The 19,041-nt window shown below is 68.0% G+C and carries 16 protein-coding genes and 2 rRNA genes; 15 read left to right on the plus strand and 3 right to left on the minus strand.

Features of this window, described 5'->3' with window-relative positions; translation table 11 throughout:
* Positions 1-23: 23 nt before the first annotated feature.
* The 4 genes from Q7X29_RS12560 (at position 24) to Q7X29_RS12575 (ending at position 6,097) form a co-directional block, all read left to right on the plus strand.
* Positions 24-3,137: ribosomal RNA gene (locus Q7X29_RS12560) — 23S ribosomal RNA — on the plus strand.
* Positions 3,138-3,257: 120 nt separating this feature from the next.
* Positions 3,258-3,374: ribosomal RNA gene (gene rrf, locus Q7X29_RS12565) — 5S ribosomal RNA — on the plus strand.
* Between the two features lie 261 nt (positions 3,375-3,635).
* Positions 3,636-5,054, plus strand: coding sequence for a hypothetical protein (locus Q7X29_RS12570; RefSeq protein ID WP_316574132.1), 1,419 nt, complete (start codon positions 3,636-3,638; stop codon positions 5,052-5,054).
* Positions 5,051-6,097 (plus strand): hypothetical protein, encoded by a 1,047-nt coding sequence (locus Q7X29_RS12575; protein ID WP_316574133.1) that lies wholly within the window; start codon positions 5,051-5,053, stop codon positions 6,095-6,097. The genes Q7X29_RS12570 and Q7X29_RS12575 overlap by 4 nt, the downstream gene beginning before the upstream one ends.
* A gap of 72 nt (positions 6,098-6,169) precedes the next feature.
* Here Q7X29_RS12575 and Q7X29_RS12580 read toward each other — a convergent pair whose 3' ends face one another.
* Entirely contained in the window at positions 6,170-6,586 is a 417-nt protein-coding gene (locus tag Q7X29_RS12580) for a DoxX family protein (RefSeq protein ID WP_218716063.1), read from the minus strand.
* Positions 6,587-6,884: 298 nt separating this feature from the next.
* Between Q7X29_RS12580 and Q7X29_RS12585 the strand changes: the two genes are divergently transcribed.
* From Q7X29_RS12585 to recN, 5 genes are read left to right on the plus strand one after another with little or no spacing between them, the layout of a single operon-like run.
* On the plus strand, positions 6,885-7,778 hold the full coding sequence (locus Q7X29_RS12585; RefSeq protein WP_316574134.1) for an HAD-IIA family hydrolase: 894 nt from the start codon (positions 6,885-6,887) through the stop codon (positions 7,776-7,778).
* A gap of 13 nt (positions 7,779-7,791) precedes the next feature.
* On the plus strand, positions 7,792-8,079 hold the full coding sequence (locus tag Q7X29_RS12590; RefSeq protein ID WP_218716061.1) for a hypothetical protein: 288 nt from the start codon (positions 7,792-7,794) through the stop codon (positions 8,077-8,079).
* A gap of 1 nt (position 8,080) precedes the next feature.
* A complete protein-coding gene (locus Q7X29_RS12595; protein WP_316574135.1) occupies positions 8,081-8,902 on the plus strand; it encodes a TlyA family RNA methyltransferase in 822 nt (273 codons plus the stop codon).
* Positions 8,899-9,855, plus strand: coding sequence for an NAD kinase (locus tag Q7X29_RS12600; protein WP_218716059.1), 957 nt, complete (start codon positions 8,899-8,901; stop codon positions 9,853-9,855). The genes Q7X29_RS12595 and Q7X29_RS12600 overlap by 4 nt, the downstream gene beginning before the upstream one ends.
* Positions 9,833-11,602, plus strand: coding sequence for a DNA repair protein RecN (gene recN, locus Q7X29_RS12605; RefSeq protein ID WP_316574136.1), 1,770 nt, complete (start codon positions 9,833-9,835; stop codon positions 11,600-11,602). Before Q7X29_RS12600 ends, recN begins: the two co-directional genes overlap by 23 nt.
* 48 nt (positions 11,603-11,650) lie before the next feature.
* Here the strand turns inward: recN and Q7X29_RS12610 are convergent, their stop codons facing one another.
* Complete coding sequence (locus Q7X29_RS12610; protein ID WP_218716057.1) at positions 11,651-12,070, minus strand: SRPBCC family protein; 420 nt, start codon at positions 12,068-12,070, stop codon at positions 11,651-11,653.
* Between the two features lie 50 nt (positions 12,071-12,120).
* Positions 12,121-12,555 (minus strand): SgcJ/EcaC family oxidoreductase, encoded by a 435-nt coding sequence (locus Q7X29_RS12615; RefSeq protein ID WP_316574137.1) that lies wholly within the window; start codon positions 12,553-12,555, stop codon positions 12,121-12,123.
* 114 nt (positions 12,556-12,669) lie between these two features.
* Between Q7X29_RS12615 and Q7X29_RS12620 the strand changes: the two genes are divergently transcribed.
* The 6 genes from Q7X29_RS12620 to xerD all read left to right on the plus strand — a co-directional run bounded on the left by Q7X29_RS12620 (position 12,670) and on the right by xerD (position 18,969).
* Positions 12,670-13,140: a MarR family winged helix-turn-helix transcriptional regulator gene (locus Q7X29_RS12620; protein ID WP_316574138.1), complete on the plus strand. Its 471-nt coding sequence runs from the start codon at positions 12,670-12,672 to the stop codon at positions 13,138-13,140.
* A 135-nt stretch (positions 13,141-13,275) separates the two neighbouring features.
* Positions 13,276-14,475 (plus strand): putative cytokinetic ring protein SteA, encoded by a 1,200-nt coding sequence (steA, locus tag Q7X29_RS12625; RefSeq protein ID WP_316574139.1) that lies wholly within the window; start codon positions 13,276-13,278, stop codon positions 14,473-14,475.
* Entirely contained in the window at positions 14,472-15,413 is a 942-nt protein-coding gene (locus Q7X29_RS12630; protein ID WP_316574140.1) for a copper transporter, read from the plus strand. Before steA ends, Q7X29_RS12630 begins: the two co-directional genes overlap by 4 nt.
* A gap of 172 nt (positions 15,414-15,585) precedes the next feature.
* Positions 15,586-17,307: a CTP synthase gene (locus Q7X29_RS12635; protein ID WP_218716052.1), complete on the plus strand. Its 1,722-nt coding sequence runs from the start codon at positions 15,586-15,588 to the stop codon at positions 17,305-17,307.
* A gap of 16 nt (positions 17,308-17,323) precedes the next feature.
* On the plus strand, positions 17,324-17,977 hold the full coding sequence (locus Q7X29_RS12640) for an NUDIX hydrolase (RefSeq protein WP_316574141.1): 654 nt from the start codon (positions 17,324-17,326) through the stop codon (positions 17,975-17,977).
* Positions 17,978-18,030: 53 nt separating this feature from the next.
* Entirely contained in the window at positions 18,031-18,969 is a 939-nt protein-coding gene (xerD, locus tag Q7X29_RS12645) for a site-specific tyrosine recombinase XerD (protein ID WP_316574142.1), read from the plus strand.
* Positions 18,970-19,041: the final 72 nt, after the last annotated feature.

The raw sequence follows: 19,041 nt of genomic DNA on the forward strand, positions 1-19,041 counted from the left end.
ACAGTGGACGCGAGCATCTTTGTTAGTAAGTGTTTAAGAGCGTACGGTGGATGCCTTGGCACCAGGAGCCGATGAAGGACGTAGGAGGCTGCGATAAGCCTCGGGGAGCTGTCAACCGAGCTGAGATCCGAGGATTTCCGAATGGGGAAACCCAGCACGAGTGATGTCGTGTTACCCGCATCTGAATATATAGGGTGTGTGGAGGGAACGTGGGGAAGTGAAACATCTCAGTACCCACAGGAAGAGAAAACAACAGTGATTCCGTGAGTAGTGGCGAGCGAAAGCGGATGAGGCTAAACCTCAAGCGTGTGATACCCGGCAGGGGTTGCGTTTGGGGTGTTGTGGGGTCATTCTTCTTGATTCTGCCGGATCAAGCGAGAGTAAGAAACCAATGTGTTAGTCGAAGTGGTCTGGAACGGCCTGCCATAGACGGTGATAGTCCGGTAGACGAAAACATGTTGGCTCTCGTGAGTGATACCCGAGTAGCAGCGGGCCCGTGAAATCTGCTGTGAATCTGCCGGGACCACCCGGTAAGCCTGAATACTCCCTGGTGACCGATAGCGGACTAGTACCGTGAGGGAAAGGTGAAAAGTACCCCGGGAGGGGAGTGAAATAGTACCTGAAACCGTGCGCTTACAATCCGTCAGAGCCTTCGTACTTGTGCGTGGGGTGATGGCGTGCCTTTTGAAGAATGAGCCTGCGAGTCATCGGTGTGTGGCGAGGTTAACCCGTGTGGGGTAGCCGTAGCGAAAGCGAGTCCGAATAGGGCGCCCTTTAGTCGCACATTATGGACCCGAAGCGGAGTGATCTACCCATGGCCAGGGTGAAGCGACGGTAAGACGTCGTGGAGGCCCGAACCCACTTAGGTTGAAAACTGAGGGGATGAGCTGTGGGTAGGGGTGAAAGGCCAATCAAACTCCGTGATAGCTGGTTCTCCCCGAAATGCATTTAGGTGCAGCGTCACGTGTTTCACGCCGGAGGTAGAGCTACTGGATGGCCTAGGGGGCCCACAAGCTTACCGAAGTCAGCCAAACTCCGAATGCCGGTGTGTGAGAGCGTGGCAGTGAGACTGCGGGGGATAAGCTTCGTAGTCGAGAGGGAAACAGCCCAGATCGCCGGCTAAGGCCCCTAAGCGTGTACTAAGTGGAAAAGGATGTGGGGTCGCTTAGACAACCAGGAGGTTGGCTTAGAAGCAGCCACCCTTGAAAGAGTGCGTAATAGCTCACTGGTCAAGTGATCCTGCGCCGACAATGTAGCGGGGCTCAAGTACACCGCCGAAGCCGCGGCATTTCAGCATTATCCTGCTTTCGAGCCAGGAGCTGGGATGGGTAGGGGAGCGTCCTGTGGCCGTGGAAGCAGCGGAGTGATCCAGCTGTGGAGGCCACGGGAGTGAGAATGCAGGCATGAGTAGCGAAAGACGAGTGAGAAACTCGTCCGCCGAATGACCAAGGGTTCCTGGGCCAGGTTAATCCGCCCAGGGTGAGTCGGGACCTAAGGCGAGGCCGACAGGCGTAGTCGATGGACAACGGGTTGATATTCCCGTACCCGTGTATCCGCGCCAAATATCGAATCAGTTGTGCTAAGTATCCAAAAGCGGATGGACCTCCTTCGGGAGGCCGGATGTGGCTGCATACGACCCTGGCTGTAGTAGGTAAGCGATGGGGTGACGCAGGAAGGTAGCTGGGCCAGGTGATGGAATACCTGGTGTAAGCCTGTAGGGCGTTGTGTAGGCAAATCCGCACAACATATAGCCTGAGAGGTGATGCGTAGCCGTTGTGGTGAATTCAGTGATCCTATGCTGCCGAGAAAAGCCTCTAGTGAGTTGGTACACGGCCCGTACCCCAAACCGACACAGGTGGTCAGGTAGAGAATACTAAGGCGATCGAGAGAACTGTGGTTAAGGAACTCGGCAAAATGCCCCCGTAACTTCGGGAGAAGGGGGACCTGCCCTGGTGACGAGTCTTGCACTCAGAGCTGGGGAAGGTCGCAGAGACCAGAGAGAAGCGACTGTTTACTAAAAACACAGGTCCGTGCGAAGTCGTAAGACGATGTATACGGACTGACGCCTGCCCGGTGCCGGAAGGTTAAGAGGACCGGTTAGCGCTTCGGCGCGAAGCTGAGAATTTAAGCCCCGGTAAACGGCGGTGGTAACTATAACCATCCTAAGGTAGCGAAATTCCTTGTCGGGTAAGTTCCGACCTGCACGAATGGCGTAACGACTTCTCTGCTGTCTCAACCACAGACTCGGCGAAATTGCATTACGAGTAAAGATGCTCGTTACGCGCGGCAGGACGAAAAGACCCCGGGACCTTCACTATAGCTTGGTATTGGTGTTCGGTACGGTTTGTGTAGGATAGGTGGGAGACTGTGAAGCTTGGACGCCAGTTCAGGTGGAGTCGTCGTTGAAATACCACTCTGATCGTATTGGACTTCTAACCTCGGACCATGATCTGGTTCAGGGACAGTGCCTGGTGGGTAGTTTAACTGGGGCGGTTGCCTCCCAAAATGTAACGGAGGCGCCCAAAGGTTCCCTCAGCCTGGTTGGCAATCAGGTGTCGAGTGCAAGTGCACAAGGGAGCTTGACTGTGAGAGTGACAGCTCGAGCAGGGACGAAAGTCGGGACTAGTGATCCGGCACCGGCAAGTGGAAGCGGTGTCGCTCAACGGATAAAAGGTACCCCGGGGATAACAGGCTGATCTTCCCCAAGAGTCCATATCGACGGGATGGTTTGGCACCTCGATGTCGGCTCGTCGCATCCTGGGGCTGGAGTAGGTCCCAAGGGTTGGGCTGTTCGCCCATTAAAGCGGCACGCGAGCTGGGTTTAGAACGTCGTGAGACAGTTCGGTCTCTATCCGCCGCGCGCGTTAGAAACTTGAGGAAGGCTGTCCCTAGTACGAGAGGACCGGGACGGACGAACCTCTGGTGTGCCAGTTGTTCCGCCAGGAGCACTGCTGGTTGGCTACGTTCGGAAGGGATAACCGCTGAAAGCATCTAAGCGGGAAGCCTGTTCCAAGATGAGGTTTCTCTCCCACTTGATGGGTTAAGGCCCCCTACAGACCATGGGGTTGATAGGCCGGAACTGGAAGCCAGGTAACTGGTGTAGGTGACTGGTACTAATAGGCCGAGGGCTTACTATCGAAGGTGTTACGCGTCCACTGTGCGGTATCTGAAACAACAGACACTGCAGCACACCCGCCAGGGGTGGTCCTTTAGGGGATTACTTTCTGGGTGGGGAGCGCTGTCTAGTTTCATAGAGTTACGGCGGTTATAGCGGTGGGGAAACGCCCGGTCCCATTCCGAACCCGGAAGCTAAGGCCACCTGCGCCGATGGTACTGCACTCGACAGGGTGTGGGAGAGTAGGACACCGCCGGAACATCCTTCGCAATAGGGGACCCAGAATTGGGTCCCCTATCGGCGTTTGTGGGGCTGCCATGCCCCGGCACGCCAGGCGGACGATGCCCCGTCCTCCGCCCGTGGTTGAATTCTTGTAGGCGGGGCCACGACAACACTCCCCGAGGCCGGGGAATCTAGAAAGGGATCGCCGTGTCGGAACACAACGACGGACGGAAGCCTTTCCGCCGGGACGGAGACGCCCGCGGTTTCGGCCGGCGCGGCGAACCGACCGATCGCCCCCGTGGCGGACACGGTGACAACCGTGGCGAAGGCGGCGGATTCCGCCGCAACGACGACAATCGTGGTGGCCGTGGCGGTTCCGACCGTTCCGAGGGCCAGCGTGGCGGGTTCAACCGCGACGATCGCGGCGGTGACCGCGGCGGTTTCCGGCGCTCCGACAGTGGTGACCGTGGTGGTTACCAGCGTCGTGACGACGCCGGCCGCGGTGGCTCCGGCGACCGTGGCGGGTACCGCCGTAATGATGACGATCGCCCCCGTGGCGGCTCCGACCGTGGTGGCGACCGCGGCGGCTATCAGCGTCGTGACGACGCCGGCCGTGGCGGTTACCAGCGGCGTGACGACAACGACCGCGGCGGTTTCCGGCGCTCCGACAGTGGTGACCGTGGTGGTTACCAGCGTCGTGACGACGCCGGCCGCGGTGGCTCCGGCGACCGTGGCGGCTTCCGCCGTGGCGAATCCGACCGTCCCACAGGTGGTTTCGATCGCGGTGGCGACCGTGGCGGGTATCGTCGCAACGATGACGACCGTCCCCGTGGCGGCTCGGATCGGGGTGGCGCCGGCGGTGGTTTCCGTCGCAACGAGGGCGACGATCGCTCGCGCGGTGGGAGCGATCGTGGCGGGTTCCGTCGTGACAACGACGACCGTCCGCGCGGTGGCTCCGGCTTCCGCAGGAACGAAGGCGATGACCGTTCGCGTGGTGGGTCCGATCGCGGTGGCGATCGCGGCGGGTACCAGCGGCGTGACAGTGGCGACCGTGGTGGTTACCAGCGTCGTGACGACGCGGGTCGTGGTGGCTCGGGCGATCGTGGCGGGTTCCGTCGCGACGACAACGATGACCGTTCGCGCGGGTCCTCGGATCGTGGCGGCTTCCGCCGGAACGAGGGTGACGACCGTTCGCGTGGCAGTTCGGATCGCGGCGGGTTCCGGCGCAGCGAGGGCGATGACCGTTCGCGTGGTGGCTCCGACCGTGGTGGCGATCGCGGCGGGTACCAGCGGCGTGACAGTGGCGACCGTGGTGGTTACCAGCGTCGTGACGACGCGGGCCGTGGTGGCTCCGGCGACCGTGGCGGGTTCCGTCGCAACGACAACGACGACCGTTCGCGCGGGTCCTCCGATCGCGGTGGCTTCCGCCGGAGCGAGAGCTCCGATCGCGGCGGCTACCAGCGGCGTGACGACAACGATCGCGGCCCCCGTCGTGACGACGATCGCGGGCGCGGTGGCTTCAAGCGTGGTGGCGGCTCCGGCGGTGGCAACCGTTACGTCGGTGAGGACGGCGCGCCGCTGGACGGCACCTACCGCGAGAAGCGGCGCGAGCGCGAGGGCGATGTCCTCGGCGTCGTGTCCTCGGCCGCCGCGAATGCCGATGTCGCCGAGAGCGAGTCGACCGATCTCGCATCGGCCGACCTCGATTCGCCGGTGAGCGAGGAGACCGCGTCCACTGAGCAGTCCGACGACACCTCGTCGAGCACCGGGCGTGCCGAGGACGTCGACGACAACGGTCGAGCGGAGTCGGCGGACGACGCCGATCGCGCCGAGTCCGGCGACGATGCGGGCCGGACCCGGTCCGCCGATCGCGCCGAGGCCGACGACACCGAACGCGGCGACGACGGCGATCGCACCGTGTCGCCGACCGCCGAGCCCGATCCTCGCGACGAGGCGGCAGACCGCGCGGATCGTCGGGCCGACGCCGGCTACGGCACCCGTGGCGGCGACGACCGTGACGACCGCCGTCGCGGCGGCGAAGGCGCCAGGTCAGCGGGCGGGCGGTCCACCGATCGGCGCGCCGCGCGTCCGGACGAGCCGGACCTGCCCGAAGACGTGCAAGCCTCCGATCTCGATCCGGCGGTGCGCCGCGATCTGCTGAGCCTGGACAAGAACAACGCCGAAACCGTCGCCCGGCACATGGTGATGGCCGTCGAACTGCTCGAGGACGATCCCCGGCTCGCGCTGGCCCACGCACGGGCCGCACGGCAGCGGGCGGGCCGGATCGCCGTCGTGCGCGAGACCGCCGGTGTGGTGGCCTACCACGCCGAGGAATGGGCGGAGGCGCTCTCCGAGCTGCGCACCGCGCGCCGCATGTCCGGCGGCTCCGGGCTGCTGGCCGTGATGGCGGACTGCGAGCGCGGTCTGGGCAGGCCGGAACGGGCCATCGAGCTCGGCCGCAGCGAAGAGGCACAGGCGCTCAGCGGTGACGAGGCCACCGAGCTGCGGATCGTGGTCGCCGGCGCGCGGATGGATCTGGGTCAGTTCGACCAGGCCGTGGTGACGCTGCAGACTCCCGATCTGGATCCGGCGCGCACCGGTTCGGCCGCCGCGCGCCTGTTCTACGCCTACGCCGACGCGCTGGTCGCGGCCGGCCGCACCGACGACGGCCTGCAGTGGTTCCTCAATGCCGCTGCCGCCGATCTCGACGGCGAGACCGACGCCGAGGACCGCGCCGCGGAACTCACCGGCGACGCGTAGTTCAGCAAGCAACGGCCGCAGGCCGGGAACCGATAGCGGGTTCCCGGCCTGCGGCCGTTGTGCGTCGAGGGATCAGAAGGCGCCGAACAGCGGGCCGGTGAGGCCGAGCGGCACCTGCTGGGTGGTGTTGACCAGGTAGAACAGGATCAGCGCACCACCGACGATGGCGAGGTTCTTGTTGAACCCGATCATCTCGGTCTGCTTGGCCTGCGGGTCGGTTTCCTTCCAGAACGGGTGCATGAACAGGCTCACCGGAACCAGGAACGCCACGAGCAGCAGTGCGCCGAGATCGAGCCAGACACCGAGGATCAGCGACAGCGCGGCCACCAGCGCGACGACGCCACTGACGATGACGCCCGCCTTGGCCGCGGGCACCCCCTTGGCGGCCGCGTACTGGGCCATCCCGTCGGCCTGAGTGAAGTGGCCGATGGCCGAGAAGGCGAAGATCACCGCGAGCAGGATGCGGCCGACCAAGAAAACGATGTCCATTGTGTGGACCTCTCCGTGCGAAGGATGACGACTGCGCCGGTGCGGCAGTTCGATCGGTAATAACCGGACCGCAGTCCGTTTACTTCCTGGCAGGGTGGTGACCTGTGTCACCGAGCGCCGCGACGCGCGCGAAAGCGGGCTGCGAAAAGCGGGTACACCGTGCACGGACGGTTTCCGCATGCTCGATCATGAAGAGTGCGAGTGCGATTCGGTGGTTCCGTGGACGCGGAACTGTCGGTGCCCTCGCCTAGGGTCGGCGCAGGTGCTCGACCCGGCAGTGACGACGGAGTGAGGGTGTGTGAACCGGCTACGCGATCAATACGACGCTTTGCTGCTCGATCTGGACGGGACGCTGTACCGCGGTCCCGAGGTGATCGACGGCGGTCCGAAAGCGCTCGCCCCAGACGGTGATTCGGCGCAGCGGCTGGTCTATGTCACCAACAACGCGGCCCGTGGCCCCGGTCCGGTGGCCGAGCATCTGGCCGAGCTGGGTTATCCGGCCACGGCCGAGGACGTGGTGACCAGCGCGCAGGCCGCGGCGGGCATGCTGGCGCACCGGCTGGCCCCCGGTTCCCGGGTGCTCGTCGTCGGTACCGACGACCTGGCCGCCGAGATCACCGCGGTCGGCCTCGTGCCGATCCGCCGATTCGGCGACACGCCGCCCGACGCGGTCGTGCAGGGGCACTCGCCCGCCACGGCCTGGCCGGACCTCGCCGAAGCCGCCTACGCGCTGCGCGCGGGCGCGTTGTGGGTCGCCGCCAACACCGATCGCACGCTGCCCAACGAGCGCGGTCTGGCGCCGGGCAACGGATCGATGGTCGCCGCGCTGCGGACCGCCTCCGATCGCGAGCCGCTGGTCGCGGGCAAGCCGTTCGCGCCGCTGATGGAAGACGCGCTCGCGCGAGCGGGCGCCCGCGCCGCACTGGTGGTCGGCGATCGGATCGACACCGATATCGAGGGCGCCAACGGGCTCGGGCTCGACTCGCTGCTGGTGCTCACCGGCGTCAGCACCCTCGAAGATGTCCTGCTCGCGCCACCGGCCCAGGTGCCCACCTTCGTCGCCGGCTCGCTCGACGCGCTCAACGACGAGATCGTGCCGGATGCCGTCGCCCCCGCGGAGGTCGCGGAACTGTTGCGACAGCACCCCGGCCGGGCGGTACGCGTGCGCGCAGCCGATTCGGAAATCCGATAGCGTTGACGGCACGATGAGTACTCCGAGTTCACCGCCGCCCGGCGCGCCGCAGCCACCCCGCCCAGGGATTCCCCTGCCCGGCACTCACCTGCCGGGTGGTCAGGCGCGGCAGGAACCGGCCGACCCGCATCGGATCAAGGCCGAGGTCGACGCGTTGCTGGCCGAACTCGGCGCGGCGCCTGCGGTGACCGGACCGGCCGAGAACACCGAGACGGGAGCCGACATCACCCGGCGTGCGCGCATTCTCGAGCAGGCGCACGATGTGCTGGTGGACGCCCTGGCGACAGTGGACAAGATCTGAGGTGGCCAGGCGAGCGCGTGTGGACGCCGAACTGGTTCGCCGCGGATTGGCGCGATCGCGAGAACACGCGGTCGAGCTGATCAGCGCGGGCCGCGTCCTGATTGCCGGCACCGTGGCCGTGAAACCGGCGACGGCGGTGGAGACCGGCACCCCGCTGATCGTGCGGGAGGAACCCGACGAGGTGTCCTGGGCCTCGCGCGGGGCGCACAAACTGCTCGGCGCGCTCGAGGCGTTCGAACCGCAGGGTCTCAGCGTCGCGGGCAAGCGCTGCCTGGACGCGGGCGCGTCGACCGGTGGGTTCACCGATGTGCTGCTCGCGCGCGGCGCGAAGGAGGTGGCCGCGGTCGACGTCGGGTACGGCCAGCTGATCTGGCGGTTGCAGAACGACGATCGGGTCCAGGTGTACGACCGCACCAACGTGCGCAACATCACCCCCGAAACCATCGGCGGCACAGTCGAATCCGTCGTCGGTGACCTGTCGTTCATCTCACTGGGACTGGTGCTGCCCGCGCTGGCCGGGTGTGCCGCCGACGGCGCCGATCTGCTGCCGATGGTGAAGCCGCAGTTCGAGGTCGGCAAGGAGCGGGTCGGATCCGGTGGCGTCGTGCGCGACCCGGCGCTGCGCGCCGAAGTGGTGCGCGAGGTGGCCGCCGCGGCGGGCGCGCTCGGGTTGCGAACCCAGGGTGTCGTCGCCAGTCCGCTGCCCGGTCCGTCGGGCAATGTCGAGTACTTCCTGTGGCTGCGCAAGGTCGGCCCGCTCGACTACGACGCCGCGGAAGTGGAAGCGCTGGTCGCCCGCGCCGTCGAGGAGGGTCCGCAGTGAACACGCACGAGGGCGGCAGGGAGATCCTGCTCGTCGCCCACCCCGGCCGCGCGGAGATCATCGAGACCGCGCACCGGGTGGCGAAGATCTTCGCCGAGGCGGGCATCTGCCTGCGGGTGCTGGCCGACGAGGCCGACAGCACGCGGTTCGAGGACGAACCCGCCGGCTATCCGGTCCGGGTGGTGCCGCACAGCCCGTCCGCGGCGCTGGGCTGCGAGATGGTGCTCGCCCTCGGCGGCGACGGCACCTTCCTGCGCGCGGCCGAACTCGGCCGGCCGTCCGGGGTGCCGGTGCTCGGAATCAACCTGGGCCGCATCGGTTTTCTCACCGAGGCCGAGGCCGAGCATCTCGACGAGGCGCTGGCCCAGGTGGTCGACCGGGACTACCGCGTGGAAGACCGGATGACCATCGACGTCACCGTCCGGGTCGACGACACCGTCGTCGAACGTGGGTGGGCGCTCAACGAGGCCAGCCTGGAGAACGCCCAGCGCATGGGTGTGCTCGAAGTGGTGCTCGAGGTCGACGGCAGGCCCGTGTCGTCGTTCGGCTGCGACGGCATCCTCATCTCCACCCCGACCGGGTCGACCGCCTACGCCTTCTCGGCGGGCGGTCCGGTGGTGTGGCCGGAACTCGAAGCGATGCTGGTCATCCCGAGCAACGCGCACGCCCTGTTCGCGCGGCCGCTGGTGACCAGCCCGGAATCGCGGATCGCGGTCGAGACGGTGGCGACCGGGCACGACGCGATCGTGTTCCTGGATGGTCGGCGGACCCTGGCGTTGCCGCGCGGCGGCCGCGCCGAAGTGGTGCGCGGCGAACGACCGGTGCGGTGGGTGCGGCTGGATTCCGCGCCGTTCGCCGACCGGATGGTGCGGAAGTTCCAGCTGCCGGTCACCGGCTGGCGGGGTAGACAGCGAACGGAGAACAGCCGCGATGCTGACAGAGATCAGGATTGACGGACTCGGCGTCATCTCGACGGCCACCGCGCAGTTCCATGCGGGCCTGACCGTCCTCACCGGTGAGACCGGTGCGGGCAAGACGATGGTGGTCACCAGCCTGCATCTGCTCAGCGGCGCCCGCGCCGACGCCGGGCGGGTTCGGCTCGGCGCGGCGAAGGCCGTGGTCGAGGGGCGGTTCGTCATCGACGACGTCAACGACGCGGCCCGCGCGGCCGTCGGCGAAGTGCTGGAGTCGGCCGCCGCCGAGGCAGACGAGGACGGCAGCGTGATCGCGGTCCGCACCGTCAACGGCGACGGACGCTCCCGCGCGCACCTGGGCGGCCGGGGTGTGCCCGCCGCGGTGCTCGGCGAGTTCACCTCCCGGCTGCTGACCGTGCACGGCCAGAACGACCAGCTGCGGCTGCAGCGGCCCGAACAGCAGCTCGCCGCGCTCGACCAGTTCGCCGGTGACGGGGTCGCCGGGCTGCTGCGCAAATACCAGGTGCATCGCCGGACGTGGCTCGACGCGCGCTCGGAGCTGCTGGAGCGGACGGCGCGCAGCCGGGAGCTGGCGCTCGAGGCGGACCGGCTCAAGCACTCGTTGGCCGAGATCGACGGCATCGCGCCCGAACCCGGTGAGGACACCCGGCTCGTCGCCGAGATCCGCAGGCTCAGCGATCTGGATTCGCTGCGCGAGGCCGCGGTCGCCGCGCACGAGGCGCTGTCCGGTCCCACCGACTCCGCCGCCGACGGCGGCGGCGTGCTCGATCTGCTCGGCGGCGCGCGGGCCCGGCTGGACTCCGCCGACGACCCCGGGCTGACCGGGCTGGCGCCGCGGCTGGGCGAGGCGATCGCGGTGGTCGTCGACGTGACCACCGAACTCAGCGGCTACCTCTCGGAACTGCCCTCGGACCCCGGCGCCCTGGACTCGATGCTCAACCGGCAGGCCGAGCTGAAGTCGCTGACCCGCAAGTACGCGCCCGATATCGACGGCGTGATCGCCTGGGCCGACGAGTCGCGCGCGCGCCTGGATTCGCTGGACGTGTCCGAGGACGCGCTGGCCAAACTCACCGGTGAGGTGGAGACCGCGGCGGGCAAGGTCCGCGAGGCCGCCCGCAAGCTCAGTGCCGCCCGCGCGAAGGCGGCGGGCAAGCTGGCTTCGGCGGTGAGCACCGAGCTCGGTGGGCTCGCGATGGGCAAGGCCCGGCTCGAGGTGCAGGTGCGGCCGATGCAGGCCAACGCGCAGGACTCGGCGCCGATCGAGATCGACGGCGCGCAGCTGCACGCCGGGTCGCACGGTGTCGACGAGGTGGAGTTCCGGCTCTCGGCCCATTCCGGCGCGCAGTCGCTGCCGTTGAGCAAGAGCGCCTCCGGCGGTGAGCTCTCCCGGGTGATGCTGGCGCTCGAAGTGGTCCTCGCCGGATCGGATCACGGCGCGACGATGGTGTTCGACGAGGTCGACGCCGGCGTCGGCGGCCGGGCGGCGGTGGAGATCGGCAAGCGGCTGGCGCGGCTGGCCCGCACCCATCAGGTGATCGTGGTGACCCATCTGCCGCAGGTGGCGGCCTTCGCCGACACGCACCTGGTGGTGAACAAGTCCGATGATGGAAAAGGCAAGGTGGACAGCGGAGTTCGCACGCTGACCGATGAGGAGCGGGTGGTCGAACTGGCGCGCATGCTCGCGGGCCTCGACGACACCGAGACCGGCCGCGCGCACGCGGAGGAACTGCTGGAAACCGCGCGAGCCGAGCGCGCTCCGGCCTGACCACGCGGGTGACGTCGCCCGCGCGGACCGCGGGCGACGTCGACGCGCCTACTTCAGGGCTTTGCGGACGCCGCCGATGAGCTGGTTGGTCAGCTGACGAAGGCCGAATTCGAGGACCGGCGCGGGCACGGGCAGCGACGGCTCGGACTCCATCGTGTAGACCACGCGGGTGCCGCCGGAACTGGTGTCGGCGAAGGTGATGATGCCGACGTGGCGCTTGACCGGCGCGCCCTTGACGATCTTGTACTCCATCCGCTCGCCGGGAACCAGCGCGGTGATCTCCTCGATGACACCGGCTTTGCCGAAGCCGAGGATGTGCTGCGCGCCCACGCCGGTGGCCGGGTCGCCCTGCTTGATGAGCTTGACCTGGATCGGCAGGTAGGGGCTGACGGCCTCACGCTCGGTGAAAAGGCGGTAGACGATGTCGCGAGGTGCGTCGAAAACCGTCTCGACGGTGCTGCGGGGCATGGATTGTCTCCTGTCCGAGGTATCTGTGACCCGCAGCATACGGGTAGTTGTCATCCGCGTTCCGACCTGGCCGTCATCGCATCGAAGAACCAGTGGTATTTCGTGTTGTGGAAGGCGGCGAAGCGCCATTGGCCGTCGTGACGGACCGCGACGTAGATGTTGTCCTTGGTGTTGCGCCGGGTGCGCGTGCGCTTGCCCTTGACCACCGCGCCGCGGCCGTCGACGACCGCGACGTCGGGGGTGAGGAAGCGCAGCCGGGTGATCTCGCCGTCGAGGCGGGTGTTCTTCAGGTATTTCGCGAACAGCCCGGCGTGACAGGCCTCGATGGCCGCGCGGCCGGTGTAGTGGCGGCCGAACCAGGTGACGTATTCGGCGTCGTCGGTGAACGCGGCGGCGAACGCGCGCGCGTCGCCGGCCGCCCAGGCATCGCTGGTCGCCGTGAACAGGGCGCGGATCGCGTGTTCGTCGGACTGGGGATCGGTCATGGCGCCCTCCGGAAAACTAGGATCGATCGGTCAGAGGTCGATCCGGGAAGTAGTGTCTTCAGTAATAATCTGACTCAGGAAGATAATCCCGGCCGGAGCGGAAGGTGTCAAGGGATGTCCGACAGGAGGGCCGAGCTCGCGGCAGCGTTGACGGTCGCCGCACAGCGCAGCGCGACCGATGGCGTCATGTTGCATCAGGCCGTCGCCGACAAGCTCGGTCTGCACGTCACCGATCTGCGCTGCCTGAACATGCTGCGGCTGGGCGGCCCGGCGACCGCGGGGGAGCTGGCCGCGCAGACCGCGCTCACCACCGGCGCGGTGACCAAGATGGTCGACCGGCTGCTCGCCGCGGGATATGTGCGCCGCGAACACGACGTCGCGGATCGGCGGCGGGTGATCGTGACCGCGATCCCGGCCCGGATCGACGAGATCGCCCCGCACTACGAACTACTCGCGCGCAGCTTCGCCGCCGCGCTCGACGACTACTCCGACGATCAGCTCGCCCTGGTGCTAGACCTGTTCGAGCGCCTGCACGCGACCTCGCTCGAGGTCGCGGCGAAGTTGCGGCAGGACGACGAGACCTAGCGTCGGTGACCGTTCGGCACGGTCGGAGGTGATGGCCCGCGGGTTGCTGTGCGCGCGGGATCACAGTGACGAATGTGACCGGTGATTCGGCGCGCCTCCACCAAAGGTTGAGGGTTTGCCCGCATCATCGGCCACATGAAGATGCCGGCGTTGTTGTCGCGGAACACGGAAACGCTGCCCGGTGTCACCGGGATCGCCCGGGTGGATCGCAACACCCGGCGCTTGTTGCGGCGCGTCGGACCCGGGGATGTCGTGGTCCTCGACGAGACCGATCTGGACCGCCACACCGCCGATCGGCTGGTCGAGGCGGGCGTCGTCGCGGTGATCAACACCTCGCCGTCCATCTCCGGCCGCTATCCCAATCTGGGCCCGGAAGTGCTGGTGGCCAACGGGATCGTGTTGATGGACGCCGTCTCGGCCGACGCGTTCGGCAAGATCAAGGACGGCATGAAGGTCCGCATCGACGAGGGCATCGTCTACGCGGACAAGCTGACCAAGAAGGAACCCGAGGTCCTGGTCGAGGGCATCGAGTTCGACGAGTCGGCCATCGCCGACCGGATGATCGAGGCCCGCAACGGGCTGGCCGACCACCTCGACGCGTTCGCCGGCAACACCACCGAGTTCGTCCGCACCGAGAGCGCGCTGCTCATCGACGGGATCGGGGTCCCCGACATCGACCTCGAACTGCGCAACCGGCACGTGGTCGTCGTCGCCGACGGGTCGGGGCACCAGGAGGAACTGCAGCGGCTCAAGCCGTTCATCAAGGAGTACGCGCCGATCCTGATCGGCGTGGGCCGGGGCGCCGACACCTTGCGCAAGCTCAAGTACAAGCCGGACCTGATCGTCGGCGATCCCGACGAGATCAGCACCGAGACACTGCGATCCGGCGCCGAGATGATCCTGCCCGCCGACACCGACGGACACGCCAAGGGTCTCGAGCGCATCCAGGACCTCGGCATCGGCGCCACCACCTTCCCGTCGTCGGGCTCACCCACCGATCTGGCGCTGATGCTGGCCGATCACCACGGCGCGTCGCTGATCGTGCTGGCGGGCGCGCCCGCCTCGCTGGAGGACTTCTTCGACCGCGGCCGTCGCGACAGCAATCCGGCGACCTTCCTGACCCGGCTCAAGGTCGGCGCGAAACTCGTCGACGCCAAGGCGGTCTCGACGCTGTACCGGCAGCGCTCCTCCGGCGCCGCGCTGGCGCTGGTGGTGCTGGCGGCGCTGGTCGCGATCGTGGTGGTGATCCTGGCCTCGCACAACGGATCCGAGGTGCTGGACTGGGCGATCGAGTACTGGAACCGCTTCGTCCTGTGGGTGCGTGGTCTGCTGTGATCTCGGTGCGTCACCATGCCATCTCGATCGCCGCGATCTTCCTCGCGCTGGCCGTCGGGGTGGTGCTCGGCTCACAGACCCTGGCCTCGGACATGCTGTCCGGGCTGCGTTCGGACAAGAACGACCTGCGCGGCCAGGTCGACGCGCTGAGCGCGCAGACCGAACAGCTCACCGCTCGCCTCGACGCCGCCGACCGCTTCATCGCCGACTCGTCGGGCAAGCTGCTCGGCGGCACCCTGACCGACCGCAGCGTCGTCGTCTTCACCACCCCCGACGCCGATCCCGGCGACATCGACGGGGTGAGCAAGGCGCTCGAGACCGCCGGTGCGCAGGTGACCGGCCGGATCGCGCTCACCGACTCCTTCGTCGACGCGGGGGAGGGCGACCGGATGCGCTCGGCGCTGACCAATATCGTCCCCGCGGGCGCGCAGTTGCGGACCGGCGCCGTGGACCAGGGCAGCATGGCGGGCGACCTGCTCGGCCTGACCCTGCTGCTCGACCCGGCGACCAATCAGCCGCGCAGCACCGCCCCCGAGCTCGCGCTGGTCCTCGAGACGTTGCGCGGCGGCGGATTCCTCGCCTACGGCGATACGCCGGTGCGACCCGCGCAACTGGCCGTCGTGGTCACCGGCAACGGTGTCGCATCCGACAGTGGACAGGGCGCGACTATCGCCCGCTTCACCGGAGCGGTCCGGGCGCGGGCGGCGGGCACGGTGCTCGCGGGGCGTGCCGGGGCCGCCGAGGGCAACGGCGCCATCGCCCATGTCCGGGCCCAGGCACCGCTGGCGACGACGGTCACCACGGTCGACAATGCCGACCGCGAAATCGGCAGGGTGACAACGGCTCTCGCCTTCACCGAACAGCTTTCCGGCGGCGCGGGCCGCTATGGAACCGGGCCAACCGCGACCTCGCTGACCATGGTCGCCATGCCTCGCTGAGGTTTCCCTCCGCGGTCGTGCCGGACGACCGGTCGCCCGAGTACCCGGGTGACCCGCCGGGCCCGTCCCGCGCCCGCCGAGCACCCGGCCGCCGGTCCGGCGCGCAACACGCTCCGCCGCAAACGACCCGCAAAATACGCGGAGAGGCGGGTGCCTGTTACTCTGGAGTTCCGTGGGTCAAACACGGAATCAGGCTCGAAATGCCACCAAGCACATCTTCGTGAGCGGTGGCGTCGCCTCCTCTTTGGGTAAGGGTCTCACCGCTTCCAGCCTCGGTCAGTTGCTGACCGCGCGCGGCATGCGGGTGACGATGCAGAAGCTCGACCCGTATCTGAACGTCGATCCGGGCACCATGAACCCGTTCCAGCACGGCGAGGTGTTCGTCACCGAAGACGGCGCCGAGACCGACCTGGATGTCGGCCACTACGAGCGGTTCCTCGATCGCGATCTGTCCAAGGACGCGAACGTGACCACCGGGCAGATCTATTCGACGGTCATCGCCAAGGAGCGCCGCGGCGAGTACCTGGGCGACACGGTGCAGGTCATCCCGCACATCACCGACGAGATCAAGAACCGCATCCTGGCGATGCAGGGTCCCGATCTCGAGGGGCATGTGCCGGACGTGGTGATCACCGAGATCGGTGGCACCGTCGGCGACATCGAGTCGCAGCCGTTCCTCGAGGCGGCGCGCCAGATCCGCCACGACGTGGGCCGCGACAACGTGTTCTTCCTGCACGTGTCGCTGGTGCCGTACCTGGCGCCCTCGGGTGAGCTCAAGACCAAGCCGACGCAGCACTCGGTGGCCGCGCTGCGCAACATCGGTATCCAGCCCGACGCGCTGATCCTGCGCTGCGACCGTGAGGTGCCGCAGGGGCTCAAGAACAAGATCGCGCTGATGTGCGACGTCGACGTGGAGGCGTGCATCTCCACCCCGGACGCGCCGTCGATCTACGACATCCCGAAGGTGCTGCACAGCGAGGGCCTCGACGCCTACGTGGTGCGCAAGCTCGGCCTGCCGTTCCGCGACGTGGACTGGGCCGTGTGGGGCGACCTGCTCGATCGCGTGCACTCCCCGCGCGAGACCGTCGAGGTGGCGCTGGTCGGCAAGTACGTCGACCTCCCCGACGCCTACCTGTCGGTGACCGAGGCGCTGCGCGCCGGTGGCTTCGCGCACCGCGCGAAGGTGAACATCCGCTGGGTGCCCTCCGACGAGTGCGAGACCGAGGCGGGCGCCCAGGCGGCGCTGCGTGACGTCGACGCCGTGTTGATCCCCGGTGGGTTCGGCATCCGCGGCATCGAGGGCAAACTCGGCGCCATCCGCTACGCCCGCCACCGCGGCATCCCGCTGCTGGGCCTGTGCCTCGGTCTGCAGTGCGTGGTCATCGAGGCCGCGCGCTCGGTCGGTATCGACGACGCCAACTCGGCCGAGTTCGAGCCCGACACGAAGAACCCGGTCATCTCCACCATGGCCGACCAGGAAGACGTCGTCGCCGGCGAGGCCGATCTGGGCGGCACCATGCGCCTCGGCGCCTACCCGGCCACCCTGCAGAAGGGCTCGGTCGTCGCGCAGGCGTACGGCTCCGAGCACGTCTCCGAGCGGCATCGGCACCGGTTCGAGGTGAACAACGCCTACCGCGACGCCATCGCCAAGAGCGGTCTGGTGTTCTCGGGCACCTCGCCCGACGGGCACCTGGTGGAGTTCGTCGAGTACCCGGCCTCGGTGCATCCGTTCTTCGTCGCCACGCAGGCGCACCCGGAGCTCAAGAGCCGTCCGACCAGGCCGCATCCGCTCTTCGCCGCGCTGATCAACGCGGCGTTGAAATACAAACTGGCCGAACGCCTTCCCGTAGACTTCCCGGAGGAAGAGCTCGCGGAGCAGGCCGCGGATCTCTGAGCGGGAGAGCAGCGACGTGAGCCAGCCCGGTAGTCATGACTTCGAGACGGTCTCCAGCCGGGTGCTCTACAGCGGCGCGATCCTGGCCCTGCGCCAGGATCAGGTCGCGATGCCGGACGGGCGGGTCGCCGAGCGCGAGGTCATCGAGCACCACGGCGCGGTCGCGGTGCTCGCCCTCGACGACGACGGCAACATCGTCCTGATCCGCCAGTACCGGCATCCGATCCGGACCCGGCTGCTGGAACTGCCCGCCGGGCTGCTCGACATCGACGGCGAGGACCCGCTCACCGCGGCCAAGCGTGAGCTGGCCGAGGAGACGGGCCTGGCCGCCGCCGAGTGGTCGGTGCTGGTGGACGTCGCGTTGTCGCCGGGGTTCACCGACGAGGCGCTGCGGGTGTTCTGCGCGACCGGGCTCACCGCGACCGATCGGCCGGAGCCCGAGCACGAGGAAGCCGATCTCGAACTGGTCAGGATGCCGGTCGCCGAGGCGGTCCGGGCGGCGCTGGCCGGGGAGATCGTGAACGCGACCGCGGTCGCCGGGGTGCTCGCCTACGCGGCGGCCACGGCGAGCGCGGTGCCGTTGCGTCCCGCCGACGCGCCGTGGCCGGGTCAGCCGACCGCGTTCCTGCGGCGCAAGGCCGCCGAGGCGCGGTCCGGGAGCGGCGCGTGAGGACCACGACGTTGCCCGCCCCGGTGGTCGGCGGGGACTAGGCGGCATCGGGCGTGCTCGCGCGGGAGATCGACGCCTACCTCGACCACTTGGCGGTCGAGCGCGGAGCCGCGCGCAACACCCTCGGCGCCTACCGGCGCGACCTGGCTCGCTACCGCACCTTCCTGTCCGGTCGCGGCATCGCCGATCTCGGTGCGGTCGCGCAGGGCGACGTCGCGGAGTTCACCATGGCGTTGCGGTCGGGTGGGCCGGATCATCCGCCGCTGGCCGCCGGGTCCGTGGCCAGGGCCTTGATCGCGGTGCGTGGCCTGCACCGGTTCGCCGCCGCCGAGGGCATCACCGAGACCGACGTGGCGCACGCGGTGAAACCGCCCGCGCCGGGTCGGCGGCTGCCGAAGGCGCTGCCCTACGACCAGGTGCTGCGCGTTCTCGAAGCCGCGGGCGGCGACGGTGATTCGGGCGGTGCCGACGGTGGTCCGCGTGGTCTGCGCGACCGCGCGCTGCTGGAACTGCTGTACTCCACCGGGGCGCGGATCTCGGAGATGGTCGGTCTCGACGTCGACGACCTCGACGCCGAGCAGCGGTGCGTGGTGCTGCACGGCAAGGGCGGCAAGCAGCGGCTCGTGCCGATCGGCAGGCCGGCGCTCGCCGCGGTCGACGCCTACCTGGTGCGCGGTCGTCCGTCCCTGGCCGCCGCCGGAAAGGGTTCCGGCGGCGCCCTTTTCCTCAACGCGCGCGGGGGCAGGCTGTCCCGGCAGAGCGCCTGGCAGGTGTTGCAGACCGCCGCCGAACGCGCCGGGATCGGGGCGACGGTGTCGCCGCACACCCTGCGGCACTCCTTCGCCACCCACCTGCTCGACGGCGGCGCCGATGTGCGCGTCGTGCAGGAACTGCTCGGGCACGCCTCGGTCACGACGACGCAGATCTACACCCTCGTGACGGTGAGCGCGCTGCGCGAGGTCTGGGCCACCGCCCATCCGCGGGCCAGGTGAACCGGCACCGCGCGGTCGTGCCGGGCGGGTATCGTGCGAACACGCCCGGCGTTGCCATGCTGTACCTCACCG

This window comes from Nocardia canadensis (genome assembly GCF_032656385.1).
Taxonomy (GTDB): Bacteria; Actinomycetota; Actinomycetes; order Mycobacteriales; family Mycobacteriaceae; genus Nocardia; species Nocardia canadensis.